The following is a 23900-nucleotide window of genomic DNA, read 5'->3' as shown; positions in this document are numbered from 1 at the left end:
TAGAGCTAGAGAGGGAACTAGGGCCTTTTAGTATGGACAGCCCTTACGCCCTACAAGAGCCATTCATTGGAGCGAGCATGAATCCTAACGAACAAAAATTGAATTATCCCTGGGCAGATACCCTGCCCCCAGCGGGTGGCAGCCTGGAAGTCGCGCCGGGGGTGCGTTGGCTGCGTATGCCTTTGCCTTTTGCGCTGGATCACATCAATTTGTGGCTATTGCGCGACCAAATCGAGGGGCGGGAGGGCTGGACCATTGTGGACTGTGGCGTCGCCCGTCCCGAAGTGCGCGAGCTGTGGGAACAGGTTTTCCAGAACGAGCTGGAAGGCTTGCCCGTGCTGCGCGTGATCGTTACCCATATGCACCCGGATCATGTCGGTTTGGCGGACTGGTTGTGCCAGCGCTGGAATGCACCTTTGTGGATCAGCATGACGGACTACGCGACCGCCAAGCTGTGGTCGGGGACAGGTGGACGCCAGACTGGCGCGGAAGCCGGTGGCCCGAATGGTGTGGCGGCAGAAGCGCATTTTGTCCGTCATGGCCTGCAAGATGAGAAAGCCCGTGAGCAGATTCGCAGCCGTGGGGATTACTACCCTTCGATGGTGCCTTCGGTGCCCGAGCGTTTTGTGCGCTTGATGGATGGTCAGCGTGTGATGATTGCCGGACGCCCCTGGCGTTTGATCGTGGGCTACGGCCATGCTCCCGAGCATATGTCCCTGTATTGTGAAGAACTGAAGGTGCTGATCTCCGGTGATATGCTCTTGCCGCGTATCTCCACCAATATCAGCGTGTTCGATACCGAGCCCTTTGCGAATCCTTTGCCTTTGTATTTGAACTCCCTGCTGTCCTATCAGGATCTGGCCCCGGATACTTTGGTGTTGCCTTCGCATGGCAAGCCTTTCCGTGGCATGCACGAGCGCATTCGTCAGCAGCAGGAGCATCACGCCGAGCGTCTGGAAGAAGTGTTGGAAGCCTGTGCCCAGCCCTGTACCGCCGCCGATATTCTGCCTGTGCTCTTTCATCGCAAGCTGGACTCGCATCAGATGACCTTTGCCATGGGCGAGGCCATTGCTCACCTGCACGCCTTGTATTTTGATGATCGTTTGCGTCGTGCGATGGGCGAGGATGGGGTTTACCGTTTCCAGCGCATTTAAACACTGGGGCGCCTCTTAATAAGAAGGGGCAATATAGCGACTGTTGGCAGAGGCGACCGGGCCCGCTCGCCTGTGGTAGCGTAGAGCTTTTCTTGCTACCGCCTGCCAACACTATGAGCTCTGATCTCGCCCTGGACACCGCCTTGCAACATACGGGTCTGGCCCCGTTCGATCCGCATACCGATGCGGCGCCGGTGGCCGTGCCCATCATGCGCACCAGCACGGTGCGCTTTCGCAATCTGGACGCTCTGGATCGAGCCCAGGCGGACAAGGCAGATCCCGAAAAACGCTCGGTTACCTACGGGCGCTCGGGCATGGATACCCACGCTGCACTGGAGCAGGTGTTCTGTCAGCTGGAATCTGCCACCCAGGCTTTGCTGGCACCGTCCGGCATGGCAGCGATTACCTTGGGTTTGCTGGCACTGCTGGATTCTGGCGATCACGTGCTGATTGCTGACAGTGCTTATGGTCCGGTGCATTATCTGGAAAAGACCGTGTTGCGCCGGATGGGCATACAGGCCACGTTCTGTGCACCGACCCCCGAGGAAATGGCCCGTCATCTGCAAGACAATACCCGCATGGTGTACGTGGAGTCACCCGGCTCCTTGTTGATGCAAATGCTGGATATGCCCGCCTTGGCGGAGTTTGGTCGCAAGCACGATTTGCTGCTGGTTACTGACAACACCTGGGGCTCGGGCTATATCTACCGTCCCTTGGAATTGGGTTTTGACGTGTCTATCGTGGCTGGGACCAAGTATGTGGCAGGCCACTCCGATTTGATGTTGGGTGCAGTCATGTCCGCAGATCCAGCCATCAACAAACGCCTGCACGACAACCACTATGCGCTGGGTTTTTCCATCAGTGCCGATGACGCCTGGTTGGCATTACGCGGTGTGCGTACCCTGCCTATTCGTATGCGTGAAAGCGCCGCCAATGCGCTGGCTGTGTGCCAATTTCTGGATAGTCGCCCTGAAGTTACCCGTATCTATCATCCCGCTTGGCCACAAGATCCTGGCCATGCCTTGTGGCAACGTGACTGCACCGGCTCTAACGGTATGTTGTCGGTGCAGCTACGACTGAACAATGCGCAGGCACGCGCATTCGTAGATGCCCTGACCCTGTTTGGTATTGGCTTTTCCTGGGGTGGTTTTGAAAGCCTGGTGCAGTTGGTGGATACGGCGTTTCTAAGTGGTCATAGCTACTGGCAGGACAGCCAGGACAGTCTGGTGCGCCTGCATATCGGTTTGGAATCGACCAAAGACTTGTGCGCTGACCTGACGCAGGCTTTTGAGACGGCGGCGCAGGCTTAGGCCTTTCACTGACTGCTCCAGCCAGGGACGCACCTTGGCTTTAATAAATGGCCCAGACTTGCAATGACGTTGGAATCCCGTACCTTCTTGTAAGCCGCTGTTATCGAATTACTTACGAGTTACCGGCAGCTAATAGATCACAGATATAGAAACGCCAAGGGCCCTCAAAACCGGAACAAAACCAGTCTTGAGGGCCCTTGGCTGTATGGCTCAGCCAAACCGCTGATTAGCGGTTGGTGACCATCTTCACCAGCTCTTGAGCTTTGGTGATGCTTTCGTCGTAACCATTGGCCAGTGCAGGGGAAGTCACAAACTTGCCGCCTACTGCCAGACTAGGTGTGCCCTGAATCTGGTAGGTGTTGGACAGTTCGTTGGCTTTATTGGCCTTGGTCTGCACGCCAAAGGAGTTGAAGGTCTGCTCGAAGCGAGCCTTGTCTACGCCTTGTGCGGCTGCCCAGGCCGTGATGGTCTTTGCATCAAAAATGCGCTCACGTTTCTGGTGGATGGCTTCAAACACCTTGGGATGCAGGTCCAGACGGTCCATGGCTTCCAGGGTGTAGTACAGCTTTTGCAGATCAGTCATGCCGGCATTGAAGGCAACAGGCACACGGCGCAGTACGACGTTGTCTGGCAGGGTCTTGGACCAGGCTTCGACCTTGGGTTCCAGGATGGCGCAGTGTGGGCAGCTGTAGGAGAAGAACTCCAGCACTTCGGTTTTACCGACGCTGTCCGAGGGCTGAGCCGCAGGCAGGGTAACGTAGCCTTGGTCGGCTTGTTGAGCCAGCGCGCTGGTGGCGGGCAACAAGGTCGCCCCAGCCAAGAGACTGGCACCGACCAGGGATCGTACAAACAATGCGTTCAGCTTCATGAATCAATTTCCTTAATGGGGAAGATGAGGTCTATGACCTGTGCAATGGCGGAAAAGTTCACCTTGGGGCTGCCTTTGGCACAAATTGCTTAGGGCCGGACCACCGAAGTATCAATTTTTTCCTCGGCCAGACGGCTGCGTGCCCGGTTCATTTCGTCTATGCCCTTGAAGGGGCCCATGCGTACCCGGTTCACCGTGCTGCCATTGACCTGTGCACTTTGCACTGAAGCGTCAAAGCCTAGCATCAACAAGCGGGCCTTCATGGCTTCGGCGTCCGCATTGTTGCGAAATGCGCCTGCTTGCAGGTAGTAGGGGGTGGAGGTGGTGGCTGGCTTGGTCGCCGCCGGGGGCGCAGCCGGAGCTGGTGTGGCGGGTTTGCTGGTGGCCGGTGCCGGGGTGCTTGGAGCGGCAGGCGTTGTGGCCGGAGGCGTTACCGCAGGAGCGGTATTGCGGGTCTCTGGCTGGCGAGCTGGTTCCGTACCCATGGCGGGCAAGGTGGCGATCAGATCACCCAAGGCGTCCGGTGCAGCAGGCTTGGACGGGATGCTGGGCAAATTCACGGGGGGCAAGGTCAAACCGGGAATGGTGTCGCCCGGCGGAGGAGTTTGTCCACTGGAGCTGCCATACAGGTCCCGGTTCGGGTCCAGCAAGTCTCGCCCTTCAGGCAAGGCAACGGTAGGTTTGTCCCGGCTGGCCTTGTCCACAAAGGGCATGGGCACTTTGGTGACAAACAGGGCAACGGCGACCGCCGCGCCCAGACCCAGAATCAGGCCAATCAGAATGCCGGTATAGGTACCGCCGGAACTACTGGATTTTTTACGTGCTCTTGCCATATCTGCCTATGGGTTTACATACGTTCGGGTGCGGACACACCCAGCAGGTTCAGACCATTGCGAATGACTTGGGCGCAGGCCTGGGCCAGACGCAGACGGGCCAGACGCAAGGTGGTGTCGTCTACCGACACGCGTTCGGCGTTGTACCAGGAGTGGAAGTCCGCCGCGCAGTCGCGCAGCCAGAAGGCAATGTGGTGAGGAGCCAATTCGCGAGCGGATTGGGCCAGCACATTGGGGTATTCGGACAGGCGTTGCAGCAGGGCGATTTCGGTGGGGGCGGTCAAAGGCGTGATGTCGGCCTGAGGAACCTGATCCAGCAGTTCTGCCGACTGGTTCAACACGGAGTTGATACGGGCATGGGCGTACTGGATGTAGTAAACCGGGTTTTCTTCGCTCTTGGACAGGGCCAGATCGATATCGAATACGAACTCGGAGTCGGCACGGCGCTGGATCAGGAAGAAGCGCACGGCGTCCTGGCCTACCCATTCGATCAGGTCACGCAAGGTGACGTAGCTGCCTGCGCGCTTGGAAATTTTCACTTCCTGGCCATTGCGCATGACTTTGACCATCTTGTGCAGGATGTAGGCCGGGAATTCCTTGGGGATACCCAGACCCAGACCTTGCAGGCCAGCGCGTACACGGGCAATGGTGCCGTGGTGGTCGGAGCCTTGAATATTGATGGCGTGGTGGAAACCGCGTTCCCACTTGGCCACGTGGTAGGCCACGTCCGGCACGAAGTAGGTGTAACCGCCTTCGGATTTGCGCATTACGCGGTCTTTGTCGTCGCCTGTGCCCAGTTCCGTGGTGCGCAGCCACAGCGCGCCGTCCAGCTCATAGGTGTGACCGGCGTCGATCAGGGCCTGCACGGTTTTTTCAACCTTGCCGGAGGTATACAGCGAGCTTTCCAGGTAAAAGTTGTCGAACTTCAGGCCGAAGGCTTGCAAGTCCAGATCCTGCTCGCGGCGCAGATAGGCCACGGCAAAGCGGCGAATGTCTTCCAGATTGTCCAGATCACCACTGGCGGTGACGGAAGCACCATCGGCAGCCTGAACGGTTGCGCCGGCCAGGTAGTCGCGGGCGATGTCCAGGATGTAGTCGCCTTTGTAGCCGTCAGCAGGGAATTGCTCGCTGTCGGGCTCGATGCCACGGGCACGGGCATGCACGCTGGTGGTCAGGTTGTCGATCTGGTTACCGGCGTCGTTGTAGTAGAACTCGCGGGTTACGTCGTAGCCTTGGGAGCTGAATACGCGGCACAGCGAGTCGCCCAGCGCGGCTTGGCGGGCGTGGCCCACGTGCAAGGGGCCGGTCGGGTTGGCCGACACGAACTCCACCATCAGCTTTTCCTGAGTAGGAGCAAGGTGACCGAAGCGATCGCCTTGCTCGGCAATGGTCTTCAGGACGGCCTGGTGCGTGGCGGTGGACAGACGAAAGTTGATAAAGCCCGGACCGGCAATTTCCGCGCCTGCCAGCAAAGCGGCGGCGTTCGGATCAGCCAGGAGGGTATCGACGATTTGCTGAGCCAGCTCGCGCGGGTTGCGACCGGCTGGTTTGGCCAGTTGCATGGCAATATTGCAGGCAGCATCACCGTGCGCAGCCACTTTGGGGCGCTCCAGCGTGATGTTGGGTTCAGCCTGGGGCAAGATGGCACGGACGGCAGCCTGGAGGCAGGCGATTAATTGAGATTGTTGCTCAGCAAGCATAGGAAAGGTCTGGATTGGTAGAAAGACAACTGCGGCGTGTGGAACACGCCCCAGATGGAAGGCGCGACATTGGCCCGCCGGATAGCCCCACATGATAGCGTGATTTGACGCCAAATTCTTTTCAAGAAGCCTGGCGCTCCCATCCCAGGTGGTTATGTAACCACGTATCGTAAGCGTCCATGTCTACCCAACCCACTTGATTTCCGGGACGGATGCGCCAGCTGTTATGGCGTTTGATCACGGTTTCAATGGATTGTTGGGTAGCCTGCCCCAGACGTGGATGCAGGTCCTGATACATCAGGTTTCGACCCGCTCCGTGATAGTCCACACCCCGCAAACTGCCTTTAGTCAGTCGCAGCCCAGGCAGGCGCATGTCCAGTAATACAGGGTGAAGGACGCTAAGGTCTGTGTGCGCCAGTTCCGCCAGCGTCAGGCCCGTCGCCCTGGCCTGCCAATGCATCCAGGCCAGCGCTACCTTATCCAGATCGCTGATGGTTTCTTCGTCTTCATCAGGCAGCACACCGCCGCCAATTTGGCTGTGCGCGCCGATAAAAGGCATTTCCACGGTATTCATGGCCTCTGCCAGGGCGCTTAAAGGGAAGTAGGCGCGGTGTTCATGCATGGCGACGGCATGAGCAACCCAGCTCCAGGCGTCAGACACACCCAGGCGGTATTGGGAGTTGCTGCCGCCTCCCAGCCCGAACTGGGCCACGGTGTCGAACAGCCCTAAAAAACGGGGCGTGATGCAGGCACGGATGGCGCCGCGCTGCGGATCATTCAGCACAAACCAGCCCTGCTGCACGTGGTCCAGAATTCGATTGGAAAAGTCTCGTGCCAGTGCCGCTCCCCGAGAGAAACCCAGCAAGTCCACGGGTACAGCGTTAGGAGCCGGGCCTTGTTCCTGCATGCGATTCAGAAAATTGTTCCATTGCGACTCCAGAATCTGCCCTGCTCGCCAAGCAGTCAGTGCATCCCAGTTCAGGGTGACTGGATCACCCGGCCCTGCGGCATAATGCACCGCCCCATCCTGATACAACTGCGACAGTTTCCACACATTGCTATTGGTAATAGGAGCCTGTCGTGTGCCATCAAAGGCGAACAGGAGCAGGCCGGTGGGATCAATATGACGCAAAGGCTGTTGCTGTGCGTAACCCACGGCCTGGGTTTGTGGCCAGGGCCCCAACGGGTCCGCTTCCAGATACTGTCCGTGATCGGGTAGATAGGTACGCAAGAGATTGTCGTGCCAGCCGGTAGCCGATTCCGCGTACTGCCCCGGCAGACGTAGATTGAATTCCAGGGTTTCAAGCAAAGGTTCGGCCTGTCCTAAAGGGTTCAGGTCGGCAGCCCAAACCGGCTGGGTTTGCTGATCGCTAATCAGCCGCACAGCTCCCATCAAATCACTATGCAGGTAATACAGCTGCCCTTGTCCGTCTGGCTGATAAACAATCATGCCTATTGGTGTCAGCCCGGCATACAGATAGCGCCGGGAGATGAGCTGGCCGGGTGTAGCTGGTAAATCCAGCTCAGCCATTAATTGCTGGCCGTGAAAGAAGAAGGCACGCTCCTGATTGCCTTGCTGGCGCCAGATGCGTTGGCCAAAGGCATCGTGCCGGTATTCGACCAGTGTGGAGCTTGCTGTTTGCACACGCTTCAAGCGACGGTTGGGGCCGTAGTCCAGATTCAGGTTTCCGACGGCTTTCGCCGTGCCGGAGGAAGAACGCTGAATGGAGGCGGCTGGCTTCGGGTGGCGTGCAGCAAGGCCACCGTTGTGGCTCCAGGCCAGCCACTGTTCGGGTTCTGTCTGGTCCTGGCGGAAAGCGATGAGCCGGCTTTGGGCGTCGTAGTGCAACAGCCAATGACGGGTTTGCTGTAGCAGCGGGTATTCATGACGATCCTCCAGCACCCTGCCTTGGGCATCCAGACGGCGGGCTTGTGTCCAGGCAGGTTTGCCATCCGGCTGCAAAAGCATCAAATCCACTGCTTGCCCGGTGCTGTTCGCATGGCTGATCAGTTGAAGGCCATTGCCCCAGGCATAGCCCACCTCTTGTGCGTGGATCACGGTCTGGCTTTGCCCGGTTTGCTTGATCCACTCCAGAGACAGCAATCGTCCGTTTTTGTCCCAGTGATAGCGTAGCTGGCCACCTTCCGGCAGGGTGTGCCGCGTCAGCTTGCGCTGCTCGTCGTACTCAAAGCGCTCGGTCCAGCGTTGGCCGGGACTATGGCGGCGTTCCAAGCGGCGCTCTTGTAGTAAACCGGCCCGCAATTTGAGCCATTGCGTTTCTGTGGGATGACGAATACGCAGCGCGCCAGGCCCGAGCCAGTCCAGCTCACTGCGTTCAGTGTCCTGACCTTGCTGATGCTCAAGACTGCTCAGGCGTCCCTGTTGGTCGTATTGAATTTGGAGCGCGCCTCCTTCGGCATATTCGAGGTGCGTCAGTTTGCCATTCGGGTTCCAGCGCCGTGTTTCGCTTCCATGCTGGCTGGTTGCCCAACTTTGCAAGCGCCCTTTTTCATTCAGCTCCAAACGTAATGCTCCCCAGCCGCCCTGCCTTTTCTCCAGTCGAGAGAGCGTTCCATTTGCCCGGCGTTGCGCTGTCCAAGGTCCGGCCTGCAACCAGCGCCCTTGTGGGTCATATTGCCATTCCGTGCTGTGGGCCGGACAGTCCCTACACAAGCGGCTTTCCAGTTTTTGTAGCCGCTGCAGGCCTTGATGGTCTCGGTAATGGAAGCGATGTCGCTCCGTACCTATGGACCATTCGCTCAGACCCGGCTCATAGCGTGCCGTCCAGTCTTGCTTGAAGGCGTGGGAGATCAACCTATTGACTCGGCCTTGGGCGTCGTACTCCCATTGTTGGATTGGCTGAGGGGCTTGCCCCGGTGCTTGCAGGCTGCTGCCACCCAAACGGTGCGACCAAGGTGTGGGGGCTGGATGATAGAGACGTTGCATGCCGTCCGGACGGCTGACGCTGGCCAGCCAGATTTGTTGATTCTGCCGCTCCAGAAGCAAGCGAAATGGCCCGGCCGGGGTTTTAATATTGATAGCCGTAGCCGTAGCCGTAGCCGTAGCCGTAGCCGTAGCCGTAGCCGTAGTTGCCTCCGTCGTCGCTGCTGCTACTGCGGCCGTTCCCGCTGCCCTTACCGCCCTTGTGACATGGGTCAGGGAACTGGTTTTAGTTTGGGATTGAACCTGTCCTGATGCCTGAACTTGAGTTTGGTTTTGTCCTGGTTCTTTGCTCTGTTCCACCCCTGGTAGCGACATCGACTCCTGCGTTTGGCTTTTCCAGTCAAACACCAGCGCTTGGCCCAAATGATTACGGACAGTGTTAACCGCATACGCCTGCGGATGCGTGCCCGCAAAACGTTCTATATCCAGCCACTGCTGGGTAGATATACGCACATGGATTAACCAGCCCTGCTCATCAAACCGCAGAATCAAACCATTCGGCCCTTGCCAGAACCAGCCCGAACTTTGCCGCTGTGCAGGTGGGTACAAGCGCGTTTGCCTTCCATCCGGCATGAACAAGGCATGGCCTTGCTGCCGCAATTGCAGGTCGTAATTCAAGGCCCAGCCAGTTTGCCCAAGTGTCGGCGTGGGGTTTCGCCCCTGCCCATTCCAATGGCGCTGCAATTGCAGCAAAGGCCAGGCCTGGCTTAGCGGCAGGTCTGTATCGCTTTGGTATTTTTGTCCGCTGAGCAAATCCACGGGATTGAGCAAACCCATATCCGTTGCGGGCTCGGCCTGTTCTCCCAAGGCGGCCGCTGGTGCGCAGCGGGTGGAAGATGGAGGCAATGGGCATTCAAGCGAGCTTTGTGACCAGACCAGGGACGGCAAGGTGGTCAAGAGCAAGATTAACCATGGCAGAAACGCGGCAGGCATGAAGGACTCTCCAAGACGGGGAAAATCCTGCTATCTTGCAGGGGTGTGTATCCTGAAAGTCGAATCGGAAACACAAAGATCCATAAGGAGAAACCGTATGCTAGTCGTCTTTAAAAGCAAAGCCGCTGCCGATGTTCTGATGTTCTCTGAACATGCCATGCCTATTCTCCGGGCCGCGGGGCGTTCCTATCCTGATGGTTTGCCCGAGCGTGGCGTGTTCACGGCAGAGCAACTGTCCGAAGCTATTGGCAATATTGAGCGAGCGATCGGGCAGGACCGGGAAAACAAGCATTCGCCCCACGAGGACGAAGACGATGAAAAGGAACACCCGATTTCACAGGCCGTGAGTTTCAGCCAACGCGCCTATCCTTTGCTGGATATGTTGCGCCAGGCGAATAACACTGGCGTGCCGGTGATGTGGGAACCGGCTGATAGCTCCTGGTAGTCCCTGGAATGTCGGCCTGCCGACAATTTGGCAGGCCTTCTTTGCTTAAGCTCCAAAGTTGATCTATTTTTTTTCGGAGATCGTCTATGAGCGCTATGGTGCTTGTGATCTTTAGTCCTCGCCAGCACATAGAGCTGGTCACTCCTATACAAACCATTGACGCGGACAGCGGCAAGCAATCGCGTGACTGGTTTGATCGCACCTGGCAAGAGCTTGGCTGTGAACCCCTGCGGGCCAGCGGCAAAGTGCTGTTGCTGGACAAGATTATGGGCGTGGCCGATGCCCTGGGTTACACGCTGCTGTCGCAAGACGATGAGCGCGCCCAGGAATTTGCACGCCATTGCTTGCAAGCGGTGGGCTCCATGCAAGTTACTGTGGATTTGCCGGGTTTGGCGGTCACGTACTGATCTGCGGCAAGGCAAACAAAAACCGGCTCTTGGGCCGGTTTTTTTTCTTTCTGATTCTTCGGCAAGGGTTGCCGTGTGTGCTGTGACACCCTTATCCTTGCCTGCACCATCTTCAACTTCTTCCTTCCCAGCGCCATGGATCTGAACACGCTAGAAAAGTACCTTGATGCCTCGCCTGCGCTGCAAGCGCATAAACAGTATTTCCTGGACCTGGCGCAACCGGCGGTTGCCATCCGTTTGGGGAAAGACCAGGGTCAGCCTTTGCAAAGCCGCTTTGGTGGCCAACCTATGGTTCCTCCAAGCTTTACTTGGCCCGAGCATCCGGACGGTGAATATTTATTTGTCGGCCAGATCAATTTTGCGGAGCTGCCGGAAGGACCGGATCGCCCAGCGGACTTGCCCACGAGCGGGCTGCTGTCGCTGTTTTACGGTATGGATCAGGAAGACGTCATTTTCTGGCGCGACGAGGACTATCTGAAGGCTTTTTACTGGCCGGACACCACTGATTTTCAAGAACTTCAGGCCCCTCATGACTGGGGTACAGCAAGTCGGGAAGTGCTGTTCGAAAACTGCATTGATATTCCTCGCCATGAAGAGCTGCGCAAGGATTGGCCAGTGGATATGGACGAGCTGTATGACTGGTTTGAGGAGCTGGAAGAAAGCGGCGACTTGCCGCGCGACTATCTGCTGGGTCGCCCCTCTTGGGACAGCCTGGGCTATGACCCTACGCCAACGCAGGACGAGTATCCCAGTCAGTCGCCATGGCGTTCACTGCTGACCTTGCAGTCCCATGATGAGTTGAACTGGTGCTGGCAGGATGGTGCCCGCTTGATGGCCTTTATTGAGGAGGACAAGCTGCGCGCCAAGGACTTTAGCCGTCTTCAAGTGGATTGCGGCTAAACAGGGGGCAAGCTCCGTGTGGTGAGATTGGCCGTTTAGAGGCATATTGGCACAGCCATTTGTACTGTGCCACGAGCATTGGTTTTACGCTCTGGTGCCGAACAGCCGAACAGCCGAACAGCCGAACAGCCGAACAGCCGAACAGCCGAACAGCCGAACAGCCGAACAGCCGAACAGCCGAACAGCCGAACAGCCGAACCAACCGGGCTATTCAAACTGACCAGGTCCAGTCCGACCTGGCCCAGTCCGGTTTACCTACGGCGGGGGGCCACAATCTAATGGCCCGCCCACGAAAAACCCGCCTTGTGGGCGGGTTGCGGGCAGAGCGACGATAAGCCGGGCTGCGAAAGCGGGTCAGGCGCGGTTATGGTGAACCGGGCGGGCGCTTGGGTGGGATCACCACCCAAGTCGCGACATGAAGACGGTATTAAGCCGTGGTGGCTTCAGCTTCTTGCTGGGCGATGGTGTGGCGGTTAACCGCACTCAAGATCGCCAGGAAGGAGGAAGTCACGATGTCGGCGTGGATGCCCACACCAAAGCCCGATGGGCTGTCGCCGATACGCATTTCCACGTAAGCGGCAGCGCGGGTTTCAGCACCGGAACCGATGGCGTGCTCGTTGTAGTCCATGATCTTGATAGACAGATCCAAGGCATTCACAAAAGCAGAGATCGCACCTTCGCCCGAACCCTTCAGGGTGCGAACCTGGCCGTCGTGCTCCACATCCACTTCAATCGTGAATTGCTGGCCGCTGTCGGCGTGAGGCTGGCTGATGATGTTGTGCTTGAGCAGCTTGTAGTGCTTCTTGCAGTTCAGGTATTCGGATTCGAAAATGCCGTACACATCTGCAGGCGTCACTTCCTTGCCGGAAGAGTCGGTGACGCGCTGAATGGCGCGGCTGAATTCGATTTGCATGCGGCGTGGCAAGACCAGACCGTGCTCTTGTTCCAGCAAGTAGGACACACCGCCCTTGCCCGACTGGCTGTTGACGCGGATCACCGCATCGTAGCTGCGGCCCAGATCGGCCGGGTCGATAGGCAGGTAAGGGACTTCCCAGATTTCGTCGGCTTTTTGTTGAGCCAAACCTTTCTTGATGGCGTCCTGGTGGGAGCCGGAGAACGCGGTAAAGACCAGGTCGCCTGCGTAAGGGTGGCGTGGGTGCACGGGCAACTGGTTGCAGTACTCGGCGGTGCGACGCACTTCGTCGATGTCCGAGAAGTCCAGTTCAGGGTCCACGCCCTGGGTGTACAAGTTCAGGGCCAAGGTCACCAGGCAAACGTTGCCGGTGCGCTCGCCGCTACCGAACAAGCAGCCTTCGATACGGTCCGCGCCAGCCATCACAGCCAGTTCAGCGGCAGCGACCGCAGTGCCACGGTCGTTGTGCGGGTGCACGCTCAAGGTGACGTTGTTGCGCTGTTCCAGATTGTTGTGCATCCATTCGATCTGGTCGGCGTACATATTGGGCGTGGTGGCCTCAATCGTAGCGGGCAAGTTCAGGATGACACGTTCGTCAGCGGCTGGGCCCCATGCTTTCACGACGGCGTTGCACACCTCCAGAGCAAATTCGGGCTCGGTAGTGCTGAACACTTCGGGCGAGTATTCGTAACCCCATTGGGTTTGCGGATACTTGGCCACTTCGTTCTTGACCAAGCGTGTACCGGTCAAGGCAATTTCCTTGATCTCGTCCTTGCTCAAGTTGAAAACAATCTTGCGAAAGGCGGGGGCACAAGCGTTGTACAAGTGAATGATGGCGCGTTTGGCACCGGCAGCCGCTTCAGCCGTGCGCTTGATCAGGTCTTCGCGCGACTGCGTCAGGACGATGATGGTGACATCTTCAGGAATGCGGTTTTCGTCGATCAGCTTGCGAACGAAATCGAAGTCGGTCTGCGATGCGGATGGGAAACCGACCTCGATTTCCTTGAAACCGATTTTGACGAGTTGCTCGAAAAAGCGCAGTTTGCGAGCCACGTTCATGGGCTCGATCAGGGACTGATTGCCGTCACGCAAGTCCGTGCTCATCCAGATAGGCGCTTTGGTAATGCGCTTGGAAGGCCAGGTGCGTTCAGCGAAGTCGCGATCAAAGGCGACAAAAGGACGATACTTTTGAGAGGGGTTTTTCAGCATTGCCATGGGGATACCTGTCGGACAAAAAGTGTTGATTACTTCTTGCCGTCACCAGCGATTGCAGCATTTACGTAGGCCGGTGGCGGCACAAATGACGTAGATGTGGCTGAGTATTGGCTGCCGAACTGCCACGGGACACTAGGCCCGGCAACCGGACGCTAGTAGTAGCAGCTGGGATAGGCTGGAGGCAGGGGCCGAAGAACGGCCTTCACGCACGGAACGCGACAAGGCTGCTTCAGCGGCGGGGCTGAAACCTTGGCAGGCGTAGGAGAATTGGCGTGCGTGAGTCATGACCGTTAGTCAAACACAAAAAAAACAGGAAGGCAAGCTTTAGGCTTGTGGCTCGTGACGTTCGTAGTCGGCTTGCAGCAGGCGGCTTTGCTGCTCGGCCAGTTCGATTTTGCTAAAACGTCCGGAGCGCAACTCGCTATGGGCTCGTTGTAAATCGCCCACAGTCAACGGGCTGCGCTGGTCGGGCCAGCACCACAAAATCACTTCACGGGCCGGACGGCTGAGTGATCGGGCCAGTTGAGCCACCGTGGACTCGTCGATAATGCGTTGCTGGTTGCGTCGCATGACCCCTTGTACGAAGCCATACAAAAGATAGGCAATAATGAGGGTTATGACGCCCACTACCGTCCACCAGAAAAACGGGTTGTACTGCTTGATCAGCGCCAGGTTTTGAATGCTCAAGGCCTGCAGGCCGGAGTAATCCAGGCCACGCCCAAAGCTGATAAGACGGTTGAGCAGGTCCCACCAGATAATGGCGACCACGATAGTGACTACGGTGCAGATAATAGTGGCCGTGGCGCACAGCTTGAACAGTGTGCTGCGCAGAGCCTGACTATCGTTGGCGGTGGGTGTCTGGGCGTTGTCAGTTTTCATGGAAACGATTGTACCTATGCTTACGCGTCAGTCACTAGATTTACGCCAGCAGCAAACGCTGGTTTTGACGCCGCAATTGCAACAGTCTATTAAAGTGTTGCAGCTATCGGGGGCCGAGCTGGAGCAGGAGTTGGCTCAAGCTTTGCTGGATAACCCCTTGCTGGAACGTCTGGACGTGCAGACGGATGTCGCCGCCGAGCCATTGCCCGAAGCCGCTTCGGGCGAGGCGGAATCCTCGTGGGCGAGCCTTGAGTTTCCCAAACATCAGGGGGATTCGGACGACCCTGACTGGACTCCCGAATCGGCCATTGCCCAGGACCTGGCTGCTTATTTAAGCGAGCAGCTGGGACTGTTGCGTTTGAGCGACCGTGACCGCGCTTTGGCGCAGTTATTGATCGATGAACTGGACGATAACGGCTACCTGCCCGTCTCGCTGGAAGAGGTGCTGGACTGCCTGCCCGACGAGCTGGATATTGATGAAAGTGACTTGCGCTGTGCGCTGGCCCAGGTGCAGTCCCTGGACCCGGCCGGTGTCGGTGCGCGGGATCTGGCCGAGTGCCTGGACTTGCAACTGATGCAACAGGCTCAGCAATTGGAACCTGCCTTGCTCGACTGCGCCCGCTATCTGGTGCGCGAGCATGTCGGAATTCTGGCCTCTCCCAGTCAGTTGCGTCAGCGCTGTGCCGGCCGCTATTCGGCCGAGCTGGTCGAGCGCGCCCATCATCTGGTCTTGAAGCTGGACCCCAAGCCGGGGCGGGCCTGGACGCAGGACGTCTCGGCTTATGTGGTACCCGATGTGCTGTTGATTCGCGGCAAGGACAATTGGCAGGCGGCCTTGAATCCCCTGGCTGTGCCACGCCTGCAATTGGTGAATCTGCACGATTACGAAATTGAAGCGCACCCTGCCTTGCTGGCAGAGCGCCAAAAAGCGACCGGCTTGCTGCGCAGCGTTAACAGCCGTTTCGTGACGATTTTGCGGGTGGCTCAAGCGATTGTGCAGATGCAGCAGGACTTCTTCACGCAAGGTGTGTCGGCGCTCAAACCCATGCAATTGGCCGATCTGGCAGCCGAGCTGGATTTGCACGAGTCCACGATTTCTCGTGCAACGCGGCAAAAGTACATGCAAACACCGCATGGGGTGATGGAGCTTAAACAGTTCTTTACCGTGGCCTTGGCCAGTGCTGATGGCAAGGCTGATCTGTCGGCGGCTTCGGTACGGGCACAGATCGCACAGATGATTCGTGACGAGTCGCCAGCCAAGCCTTTGTCGGATCAGCAGATTACCGATCTCTTGCAGGCTCAGGGCCTGACTTTGGCGCGCCGTACGGTGGCTAAATATCGGGAAGCGGAAGGTTTGGCACCGGCATCCCAGCGCAAGATGCGGGCAGCGGCTGGGGTCTAGGAAAACGGGCTACAGCAGGTCAAAGGTTCCTGGCGAGCCTGGCCGAGCAACTCGCAGCCTTGGACGTCAAAACAATAAACAAACAGGGCCTGCGCGCACATATGAACATGCCCTGCAAAAGCCCTCCTTTGCAGCCATCTGCTCCGCTCAATTAAATAGCCAAGGCTCCTGCTTCTTGCGCTGCTGTTCGTAAGCCCGAATAGTTTCCAGCTTTTGCTCCGTCACGCTGACGTCATCCAGCGCTAGCAGCAAACGGCGTCGGCGTTCCGGTTCTATCTGGAAGTGAATGTGCTGATCGGGGCCGATCAACATGCCCGCCTCCAGATCGACCATCCATTCAGCCCAGGGATGAGTGGTGGCGGTGACAAACAGGGCATCTACCTGGTCGGTGTTGAGTTGTAATGGCAACAGACCGTTTTTAAAGCAGTTATTGCGAAAGATGTCTGCAAATGAAGTGGCGATCAGCACTGAAATACCCAAATCCTTCAGTGCCCAGACGGCGTGTTCACGGCTGGACCCGCAGCCAAAGTTCTCGCGTCCCAGCAGAATCCGGGCTCCTTGTGCATGCGGTTGATGAAGGCAAAAACTGTTGATGGGTTCACGCTCGTCCAGTGGTTTGCCGGGGTAGCCAATGTCCGTGTACCGCCAGTTGTCGAAGGCATATTGACCAAAGCCAGTGCGCGACAAGGATGTCATGTACTGCTTGGGCAAGATAGCGTCGGTGTCTACATTGGCACGGTCCAGCGCAATCAGGCGCGAGCGCACGGAAGTAAAAGGTGTGTTCATGCGGCGTCCCAGTTACGGATATCGACAAGATGGCCCGCAATTGCAGCGGCAGCAGCCATGGCGGGGCTCATCAGGTGTGTACGTCCCAAGGCGCCCTGCCGGCCTTCGAAATTGCGGTTGGAAGTGGAGGCGCAGCGCTCGCCCGGGTTCAGGCGGTCTTCGTTCATGCCCAGGCACATGGAGCAGCCCGGCTCGCGCCATTCAAAGCCGGCTTGCGTGAATATCTGGTCCAGGCCTTCCTGCTCGGCCTGACGGCGTACCAGACCCGAGCCGGGTACGACCAAAGCTTGCAGCACTGTGCTGGCTACGCGTTTGCCTTTGACCATGGCAGCGGCGCTGCGCAGGTCCTCAATACGCGCATTGGTACAGGAACCGATGAACACCCGGTCTATGGTGATGCCTGCCAACGGCTGCCCGGCCTGCAAAGCCATATAGTTCAAGGCGCGTTGGGCATCAGCTTGTTTGCCCGTGGCAGCGGCTAATGGATCAGGTACAAGCTGGTCGATGGCCGCCGCCATATCGGGCGATGTGCCCCAAGTGACTGTGGGGGCAACCTGCGTGGCGTCGATCAGCAAATGCTGATCGTATTGGCAGCCTTCATCGCTGATCAGCGTGCGCCAGTACTGCTCTGCCTTGTCCCATGCCTCTCCTTTTGGTGCCAAGGGGCGGCCGCGCACATAGTCCAGGGTCTTGTCGTCCACAGCGACCAGACCAATACGGGCCCCCGCTTCGATCGCCATATTGCACAAGGTCATGCGCCCTTCCATGGACAAGGCACGGATGGCGGGGCCGGTAAATTCGATGGCACAGTCCCGTCCTCCATCCGCACCCATGCGGGCAATGATGTGCAGGACCAGATCCTTGGCGGTGCTGGTGGCAGGCAATTCACCTTGCACATCGACCTGCAGGCTGCGCATGCGTTTTGCGGCCAAGCATTGCGTGGCCAGAACATGCTCCACTTCGGAGGTGCCAATGCCAAAGGCCAAGGCCGCAAACGCACCATGCGTGCTGGTATGGGAATCTCCTGCCACGATGCTGGAGCCGGGCAAGGTCATGCCCTGCTCGGGTCCGATCACGTGGATGATGCCCTGGCGCTCGTCATCCAGGCCAAAGTAGCGCAGGCCAAACTCCCGGCTATTGATCTCCATCTGGTCGATCTGTGCCTGCGCCAACGGGTCTTCCAGACGCTGATTGCGGCGGTGCGTGGGCACGTTGTGGTCCACCGTGGTCAGCGCAGTTTCCGGGCGACGCACTTGGCGTCCGGCCAAGCGCAAACTCTCGAAGGCTTGCGGACTGGTGACTTCGTACAATAACTGGCGGTCTATGTAGATCAGATCATGCTCATCGTCTACCGTCGCAACGCGATGTGCATCCCAGAGCTTTTGAAAAAGGGTGCGGGCCGTGCTCATGGTTGGCACACCTTCAAGGCGTAGGCTGGTCCTGCTTTGTGCAGGCGACTTTGAACGGGCTCTTGCGTCAGGGCTGCGATTTCTTCGGCCAAGGGCTGGAGCGCTTCCAGACTCAAGCCTGTTTCCACACCGCTGATTTGGAACATATGGGCCAGATCTTCCAGGCTGGCATTGCCGCTGGCACCGGGGGCGTAAGGGCAACCGCCCAAACCGGCCAAGGCTGCGTCAAACCGACGCCCTCCTTCGCGATACGCGGCCCAGGCATTGGCCAGGGCCAGCCCGCGGGTGTCATGGAAATGGGCGGTGACGCCTTGTTCACCATACAAGCTCAAGGCAGCCTGGGTCAGACGTTCCACATCGGCGGGCGAGCCCATGCCGGTGGTATCGCACAGGCTGACGGAGCTGGCTCCCATGCGTTGCACTTGTTGCATCAGTGCAATCACGTGCGCGGGGGCGACGGCGCCGGTAAAGGGGCAGCCAAAAGCGGTGGACAGGGACACGTTGACTGGCGTTTTGCCCGCCGCTTCCAGCACTTGCTCCAGCTGGGCCAGTGATTGCGCAATGTTCATGCGCAGATTGGCCAGGTTATGCGCTTCAGAGGCCGAAAATACAAAGTTCAGCTCGTCCATATTGGCCGCTAAAGCACGCTGTGCACCGCGCAGATTGGGAACCAGGGCGGTGTAGCAGACTTGGGGCGCGCGCGCGGTCAGGCTAGCCAGCTCGTCGGCATCCGCCAGGGATGGGATGGCTTTGGGCGAGGTAAAGGACGTCAGCTCTATCTTGCGCACGCCGCATCGAGGCAGTGCTTGCGCGATACGCAGCTTGTCCGGCGTAGGCACCCAGCGTGGCACAATTTGCAGGCCGTCACGCAAGGTGACATCAGTTAATAACACGGTACTCATTCCACGATTCCTTGTTCACGCAGAGCTTGGCGGCGCTCCGGGCTCATGCCCAGTTCTTGCAGGATGCTGTCTGTGTGTTCACCCAACTCCGGCCCCAACCATTGGGTGGCACCGGGACTGCGGCTTAGCTTGGGGACGATGCCGGGTATGGTCAGTTCCTGGCCGTCCTCCAAGGTGTGTTTCTCCAGCATGCCGCGGGCCTGGTAATGCGGGTCATCAAGAATGTCGGCGGCGGTGTAGATGCTGCCGCTGGGGACTTCAGCCTGATCCAGCACGCTCAACACCTCTTCCAGGCTGCGGGCCCCTGTCCAGTCGCCAATCGTCTGGTCCAGCATGGCGCTGTGTTCCACCCGTCCGGCGTTGTCGGACAGGTGCGGATCGCTGGCCAGATCAGGACGGTTCATGGCCTGCATCAGACGGATGAAAATGGCGTCACTATTGGCGGCAATCACTACCCATTTGCCGTCGCCGGTGGGATAGGTGTTGGAGGGGGAGATGCCGGGCAGGCTGGCCCCGGTACGTTCGCGCTGATGACCGTTCAGTTGATAGTCTGGAATCAGGCTTTCCATGATGGCAAAGACAGATTCATACAAGGCCACATCAATCATCTGCCCCTGCCCGCCTTCCTGACGTAGATGGTGCATGGCCAGCAGCGCGCCAATCGTGCCGTACAGCGAAGCCAGCGTATCGCCCAGGCTGACACCGGCTCGTACAGGGGGCCTATCCGGATAGCCGGTGCCATAACGCAGGCCACCCATACATTCCGCGATGGCGGCAAAGCCGGGGCGACGGTGATAGGGGCCGTCCTGTCCATAACCGGAGACGCGCACCATGATCAGGCGTGGGTTCAGTGCGTGCAGCGTTTCCCAGCCCAGGCCCCAGCGTTCCAGCACGCCGGGGCGGAAATTTTCAATGACGATGTCGCTTTGCAAGGCCAGTTCACGGGCAATTTCCTGGCCCTCGGGCTGGCGCAGATCCAGCGCAATGGAGCGCTTGTTGCGACTTTGTACGCGCCACCACAGGGAGGTGTCCTTGTGCAACTGCCGCCAGCGGCGTAGCGGGTCGCCCTTGCCAGGCGGTTCGATCTTGATGACATCGGCCCCGAATTGGGCTAGCAGGCTACCGGCATAGGGGCCGGCAATCAAGGAACCCAGCTCCAGGACTTTGATGCCTTTGAGCGGGGGTTCGGTAAAGCTGTTCTTATCCATTTCTGTTTCCTCCAGTTATTGATTCTGGGATAGAAAAAGAAAGTAGAAAAGCAATCAAATATTATGCTGCCATCGTAAAAAGCGTGGATGGAAAATAAAAAAAACCCGCATGAAGCGGGTTTTATTTTTTAAAGCGTTCTGGGTAACCAAAGAATGATTTCGGGGAAGATTGTCAAAATCACAATCGCCAAAATTTCCAGTGCCACAAAGGGCAGAGCCCCGCGTGTAATCTGCTGTAGCGATATTTGTGGGGCAATGCCCTTGATCACATACAGGTTCAAACCCACCGGCGGCGTAATGACGGCCATTTCGCAGGCAATAATCATCACAATGCCAAACCATAATGGATCGTAGCCCAGCGCCACAATAACAGGCAGTAAAACAGGTGTGGTGATCAGGATAAGAGAAACAATATCCAGGAACATGCCGATCACAATAAGAAATAGTAGAACGAATATCAGAATGACCCACGCCGGTTGAGACGAAGCCGTAATCAGCGTGACCAGCTTTTGCGGAATCATCAGACGCGTCATGATGTAGCCAAACAGCAGCGCGGCGGCCAGAATCAGCAAAATCATGCCACTGGTGACGGCGGTGGAGCGCAGGATCTGCAAAGCCGTGCGCCAGTTCATTTCCTTGTAGGCAATGGCAATGATGAATGCCCCTGCAGCACCAATGCCGGCCGCTTCTGTCGGAGTAGCAATACCCAGATAGATCGTGCCCAGCACCAGCAGAATCAGCAAGGAAGCGGCCCAGATGTCTTTCAGGGCGGCCAGTTTCTGTGCCCAGGTAACGACTTCCGAATTGCGCGGTGCGGACTTTGGTTTGAATATCGCAACCAGAGCGACATAGATCACCATCATGACGGTGACCATCAAGGCGGGTAGCAAGGCACCAATGAACAGCTTGCCGATGGATTGGTCAGCCATTTCGCCATACAGCACAAAGCCAATGCTGGGTGGAATCAGCAAAGCCAGGGCACCGGCCGCAGCAATCGTGCCGCCAGACAGGCTGGGCGAGTAACCACGCTTGAGCATTTCTGGAATGGCAAAGCGACCAATCGTGGCGGCACCCGCCACGCTGACCCCGCTCATGGCACCGAAAACGGCCGAGCTGCCCACACTGGCTACAGCCAAACCACCGGGCAGGCGGTTCAGCCACAGATAGAACAGCTGATACAACTTGCCGCCGATACTGGTGCGGGCGATGACCTCACCCATCAGAATGAACAGCGGAATGGCGATCAGGGAATAGCTGGCCATGCCGCGGTGCAAGGTGGCGGGAATGACGTCCAGGCCGCCCAGGCCGGATTTCATCAGAATGCCGGAAACACTGGCGACACCCAGTGCGGCAAAAATGGGGGTGCCGATAACCATCAGGATGGCAAAGCAGGCCATCATCAGGCTGAAAATGAGCATGGAATCCATGTCAGAACTCCTTGATGCTGTCGTTGGATTCCACACTGTTCGGGATGAACAGCTGGCGCAGAGCAGCCAGGCCCAGCAAGGTGCCACCCAATGGGATCATGCCGTAGGCAATCCACAGGGGGAAACGCAGCATGGAGGCCGAGCGGTAGTTACGGGAAATCGCGGTTTCCACCACGGAAATACCGGCCCACAGCAGCACCAGGCAGAAGAACAAGATGCACAGCTGCGAAATGCAGGTGGCCAGGCGCTGGCCGCGTGGCGAGAAGCGCATGTGGAAGGCTTCCACGCTGACGTGGCGGTTTTCCAGGTGAACCCAGCCGATGGACAGCCAGGAGCAGACCAGCAGCAAGTACACGCACACTTCGGTGATGTAGATGCTGGGGCTATTAAAGACGTAGCGTGCAATGACGCCGTAGGTGCAGGCAATCATCAGAGCGGCCAGTGCAACTTCGGCCACCAGAATGGCGAGCCGGTTGCTACCGCGCGCAAATGCGCCCAGAAAATGAATAAGTGGATTCATGGTGTCTCCACACGAGGGATGCGCGCCGGCTGGTGGTCCGGCGCGCAGTCACGCGTGATCAGGGCTGGCGGGTTTTTTCGATCAGTTCCAGATAAGCGGGACCGTTTTCAACCTGCTTGCTCCATTCATCAATGGCGGCTTGGGTTTGCTGACGCATTTCGGCCAGTTGAGCGGGCTCAACACGATTGATGGTCACACCGGCTTGCTCGTAGCGTTGCAGGGCCTGGCCTACAAAGGCGTTCACGCGCTCAAACTGTTCTTCGTCGCGCTGGTGGGCGGCCTTGCTGATGATTTCTTGCAGATCAGGTGGCAGGGATTCCCACTTTTTGCGGTTGATGGTCAGCACGGACACATCGATACCGAAGTTGGCGATGGACAGGTACTTGGCCACTTCATACAGGTTGCGGCCAATGCCGGTTAGCAAGGGACGTGGGGTGGCGTCGATCACGCCACGGTCAAAGGCCAGGTACAGCTCGGAAGACGGCATGCCGGTAGGTGAGCCCCCCAGCAGTTGCAGGGCGCGTGCGTCCATGGAGCTGGTCGATGCCCAGACTTTGCCCTTGATGTCCGCGGCCGAGTTGATCGGTGCCTTGCGGCTGTAAAACTCGTACGGGTCCCAAGGGGCCAGGCCCAGCACCACGGCATCGTGGGTGTCACGCAGTTCCTGCTCGGCACCCAGCTTGAACAGACCTTGATCCAGGGCACGCTTCAGGTGGGCCGTGCTGTCAAACAGGAATGGCAGGGTAAAGATGTTCAGCGCTGGCACGGTGCCGCTGGGGTACGTGCTGGTCATGTTGACGATATCCACGTCACCGCGCGACAAGGCTGGCAGCTCCTCGTAGCCATCGAACAGCTGACCGGAGTGGAACACGTTGATCTTGATGCGACCCTGGCTTTCTTTTTCCACGGTCTGAACGAAGTTCTCGATGGGTTTCCAGGCGTATTCGTAGGCCGGGGGCAAATAGGTTGAGAAAGTCAGCTCAACTTCTTGGGCTTGGGCGGGCGAGATGCCCAGCGCCAGGGTGCAGGCGGCCATCGCCGCTGTCAGGGCTTTTTTCATGAGAGTCTCCTGTGGTTTCTTTTTTTGTTGCGCGTTTAAAGCGTGTGTAGATGAGCGATCAAGTCTGCCGAGGGCAGGACTTCGGCGTACTTGCTGGCCATATCGATCAGATTGCTGCGATGTTGGGCTGCCGAGCGGTCAGCCACCGCATCTTCAGCCACGAACGGGGCAAATCCCGACTGCAAGCTGTCCACCACGCTGGCACGCACGCAACCGCTGGTGGTGGCACCGGCCACAATCAGCATGTCGCAGCCCTGATGGGCCAGCAAGGCGGGCAGCGGCGTGCCGTAAAAGGCGGAAGCCTGGGTCTTGTACAGGATGATGTCTTGTTCGGGGTCGTAGTCCAGCCGTGGGTCCAGCTCACAGGCAGTCGAACCACGCAGCAGGCAGCGCAAGGACGAGGCCTTGGTCAGCCACAGATTGGCGTCGGCCAGATGGGCTTCGTAGCCGATGATGGTGAAAATAACGCGACCCTTGCCACGCATGGCGCGAATCAGGGTGTTGGTTTGTTCGATCTGGCTGTCGCAGTTCGAGGCCAGTGGCGTCAAGCCAGGCTCGGTAAAGCCGCGTTGAAAATCGATAACGACCAAAGCCGGCTGTTGCCCCATGGGCAGGGTGCCGTCAAAGCCCCCTTTCAGATTGTCGCTGTCGCGCATCTTGTTTCTCCCCTCACTCTCTATTCCTG

Annotated in this window: 21 protein-coding genes; 6 read left to right on the top strand and 15 right to left on the bottom strand. The window is 58.1% G+C overall.

The window, feature by feature from the left end:
* Positions 1-77 precede the first annotated feature (77 nt).
* Positions 78-1154, top strand: a complete 1077-nt coding sequence (locus tag N879_RS13580) for an MBL fold metallo-hydrolase (RefSeq protein WP_009463585.1) — start codon at positions 78-80, stop codon at positions 1152-1154.
* 113 nt (positions 1155-1267) lie between these two features.
* The gene (gene metC, locus N879_RS13575) at positions 1268-2464 is read left to right on the top strand and encodes a cystathionine beta-lyase (protein WP_009463583.1); all 1197 of its coding nucleotides are present in this window, start codon (positions 1268-1270) and stop codon (positions 2462-2464) included.
* 226 nt (positions 2465-2690) lie between these two features.
* On the opposite strand, the gene N879_RS13570 is transcribed toward metC, so the two are convergent.
* The 4 genes from N879_RS13570 to N879_RS13555 form a co-directional block, all read right to left on the bottom strand.
* Positions 2691-3332, bottom strand: a complete 642-nt coding sequence (locus N879_RS13570) for a thiol:disulfide interchange protein DsbA/DsbL (protein ID WP_009463582.1) — start codon at positions 3330-3332, stop codon at positions 2691-2693.
* Positions 3333-3421: 89 nt separating this feature from the next.
* On the bottom strand, positions 3422-4165 hold the full coding sequence (locus N879_RS13565; RefSeq protein WP_021447119.1) for an SPOR domain-containing protein: 744 nt from the start codon (positions 4163-4165) through the stop codon (positions 3422-3424).
* A gap of 14 nt (positions 4166-4179) precedes the next feature.
* Positions 4180-5865 carry an arginine--tRNA ligase gene (gene argS / locus N879_RS13560; RefSeq protein WP_009463578.1) on the bottom strand — a complete coding sequence of 562 codons (1686 nt, stop codon included), beginning with the start codon at positions 5863-5865 and terminating at the stop codon, positions 4180-4182.
* A 121-nt stretch (positions 5866-5986) separates the two neighbouring features.
* On the bottom strand, positions 5987-9742 hold the full coding sequence (locus N879_RS13555; protein WP_021447117.1) for a phospholipase effector Tle1 domain-containing protein: 3756 nt from the start codon (positions 9740-9742) through the stop codon (positions 5987-5989).
* Positions 9743-9839: 97 nt separating this feature from the next.
* On the opposite strand from N879_RS13555, the gene N879_RS13550 reads away from it, so the two are divergent.
* From N879_RS13550 to N879_RS13540, 3 genes are all read left to right on the top strand, one after another.
* Positions 9840-10187: a DUF1840 domain-containing protein gene (locus N879_RS13550; protein ID WP_009463576.1), complete on the top strand. Its 348-nt coding sequence runs from the start codon at positions 9840-9842 to the stop codon at positions 10185-10187.
* A gap of 86 nt (positions 10188-10273) precedes the next feature.
* Positions 10274-10594, top strand: coding sequence for a hypothetical protein (locus N879_RS13545; RefSeq protein WP_009463574.1), 321 nt, complete (start codon positions 10274-10276; stop codon positions 10592-10594).
* 135 nt (positions 10595-10729) lie between these two features.
* The gene (locus tag N879_RS13540; protein ID WP_021447116.1) at positions 10730-11494 is read left to right on the top strand and encodes a YwqG family protein; all 765 of its coding nucleotides are present in this window, start codon (positions 10730-10732) and stop codon (positions 11492-11494) included.
* 427 nt (positions 11495-11921) lie between these two features.
* On the opposite strand, the gene leuA is transcribed toward N879_RS13540, so the two are convergent.
* From leuA to N879_RS13530, 3 genes are all read right to left on the bottom strand, one after another.
* The gene (leuA, locus tag N879_RS13535) at positions 11922-13616 is read right to left on the bottom strand and encodes a 2-isopropylmalate synthase (RefSeq protein WP_031232806.1); all 1695 of its coding nucleotides are present in this window, start codon (positions 13614-13616) and stop codon (positions 11922-11924) included.
* Positions 13617-13754: 138 nt separating this feature from the next.
* Positions 13755-13907, bottom strand: coding sequence for a hypothetical protein (locus N879_RS20580; RefSeq protein ID WP_155624357.1), 153 nt, complete (start codon positions 13905-13907; stop codon positions 13755-13757).
* A gap of 39 nt (positions 13908-13946) precedes the next feature.
* Complete coding sequence (locus N879_RS13530; protein WP_009460264.1) at positions 13947-14501, bottom strand: hypothetical protein; 555 nt, start codon at positions 14499-14501, stop codon at positions 13947-13949.
* 16 nt (positions 14502-14517) lie between these two features.
* Here N879_RS13530 and rpoN point away from each other — a divergent pair, with 16 nt between their 5' ends.
* A complete protein-coding gene (rpoN, locus tag N879_RS13525) occupies positions 14518-15903 on the top strand; it encodes an RNA polymerase factor sigma-54 (RefSeq protein ID WP_009460262.1) in 1386 nt (461 codons plus the stop codon).
* A gap of 147 nt (positions 15904-16050) precedes the next feature.
* Here rpoN and leuD read toward each other — a convergent pair whose 3' ends face one another.
* The 8 genes from leuD to N879_RS13485 form a co-directional block, all read right to left on the bottom strand.
* On the bottom strand, positions 16051-16689 hold the full coding sequence (leuD, locus tag N879_RS13520) for a 3-isopropylmalate dehydratase small subunit (protein WP_009460261.1): 639 nt from the start codon (positions 16687-16689) through the stop codon (positions 16051-16053).
* Entirely contained in the window at positions 16686-18098 is a 1413-nt protein-coding gene (gene leuC / locus N879_RS13515) for a 3-isopropylmalate dehydratase large subunit (RefSeq protein WP_009460260.1), read from the bottom strand. The genes leuD and leuC overlap by 4 nt, the downstream gene beginning before the upstream one ends.
* Positions 18095-19000 carry a hydroxymethylglutaryl-CoA lyase gene (locus N879_RS13510; protein ID WP_021447115.1) on the bottom strand — a complete coding sequence of 302 codons (906 nt, stop codon included), beginning with the start codon at positions 18998-19000 and terminating at the stop codon, positions 18095-18097. The genes leuC and N879_RS13510 overlap by 4 nt, the downstream gene beginning before the upstream one ends.
* The gene (locus N879_RS13505; RefSeq protein WP_009460258.1) at positions 18997-20208 is read right to left on the bottom strand and encodes a CaiB/BaiF CoA transferase family protein; all 1212 of its coding nucleotides are present in this window, start codon (positions 20206-20208) and stop codon (positions 18997-18999) included. The genes N879_RS13510 and N879_RS13505 overlap by 4 nt, the downstream gene beginning before the upstream one ends.
* A 128-nt stretch (positions 20209-20336) precedes the next feature.
* Complete coding sequence (locus tag N879_RS13500; protein ID WP_021447114.1) at positions 20337-21635, bottom strand: TRAP transporter large permease; 1299 nt, start codon at positions 21633-21635, stop codon at positions 20337-20339.
* A 1-nt stretch (position 21636) separates the two neighbouring features.
* Positions 21637-22155, bottom strand: coding sequence for a TRAP transporter small permease (locus N879_RS13495; RefSeq protein ID WP_009460257.1), 519 nt, complete (start codon positions 22153-22155; stop codon positions 21637-21639).
* Positions 22156-22213: 58 nt separating this feature from the next.
* Entirely contained in the window at positions 22214-23215 is a 1002-nt protein-coding gene (locus N879_RS13490; protein ID WP_009460256.1) for a TRAP transporter substrate-binding protein, read from the bottom strand.
* 35 nt (positions 23216-23250) lie between these two features.
* Positions 23251-23871 carry an isochorismatase family protein gene (locus N879_RS13485; protein ID WP_009460255.1) on the bottom strand — a complete coding sequence of 207 codons (621 nt, stop codon included), beginning with the start codon at positions 23869-23871 and terminating at the stop codon, positions 23251-23253.
* Between the last annotated feature and the right edge of the window lie 29 nt (positions 23872-23900).

The organism is Alcaligenes sp. EGD-AK7, assembly GCF_000465875.3.
GTDB classification, from domain to species: domain Bacteria; phylum Pseudomonadota; class Gammaproteobacteria; order Burkholderiales; family Burkholderiaceae_B; genus Alcaligenes; species Alcaligenes phenolicus.
The sequence above is the reverse complement of the archived record's forward strand: the minus strand, read 5'-3'. Positions and strand labels throughout refer to the sequence as shown.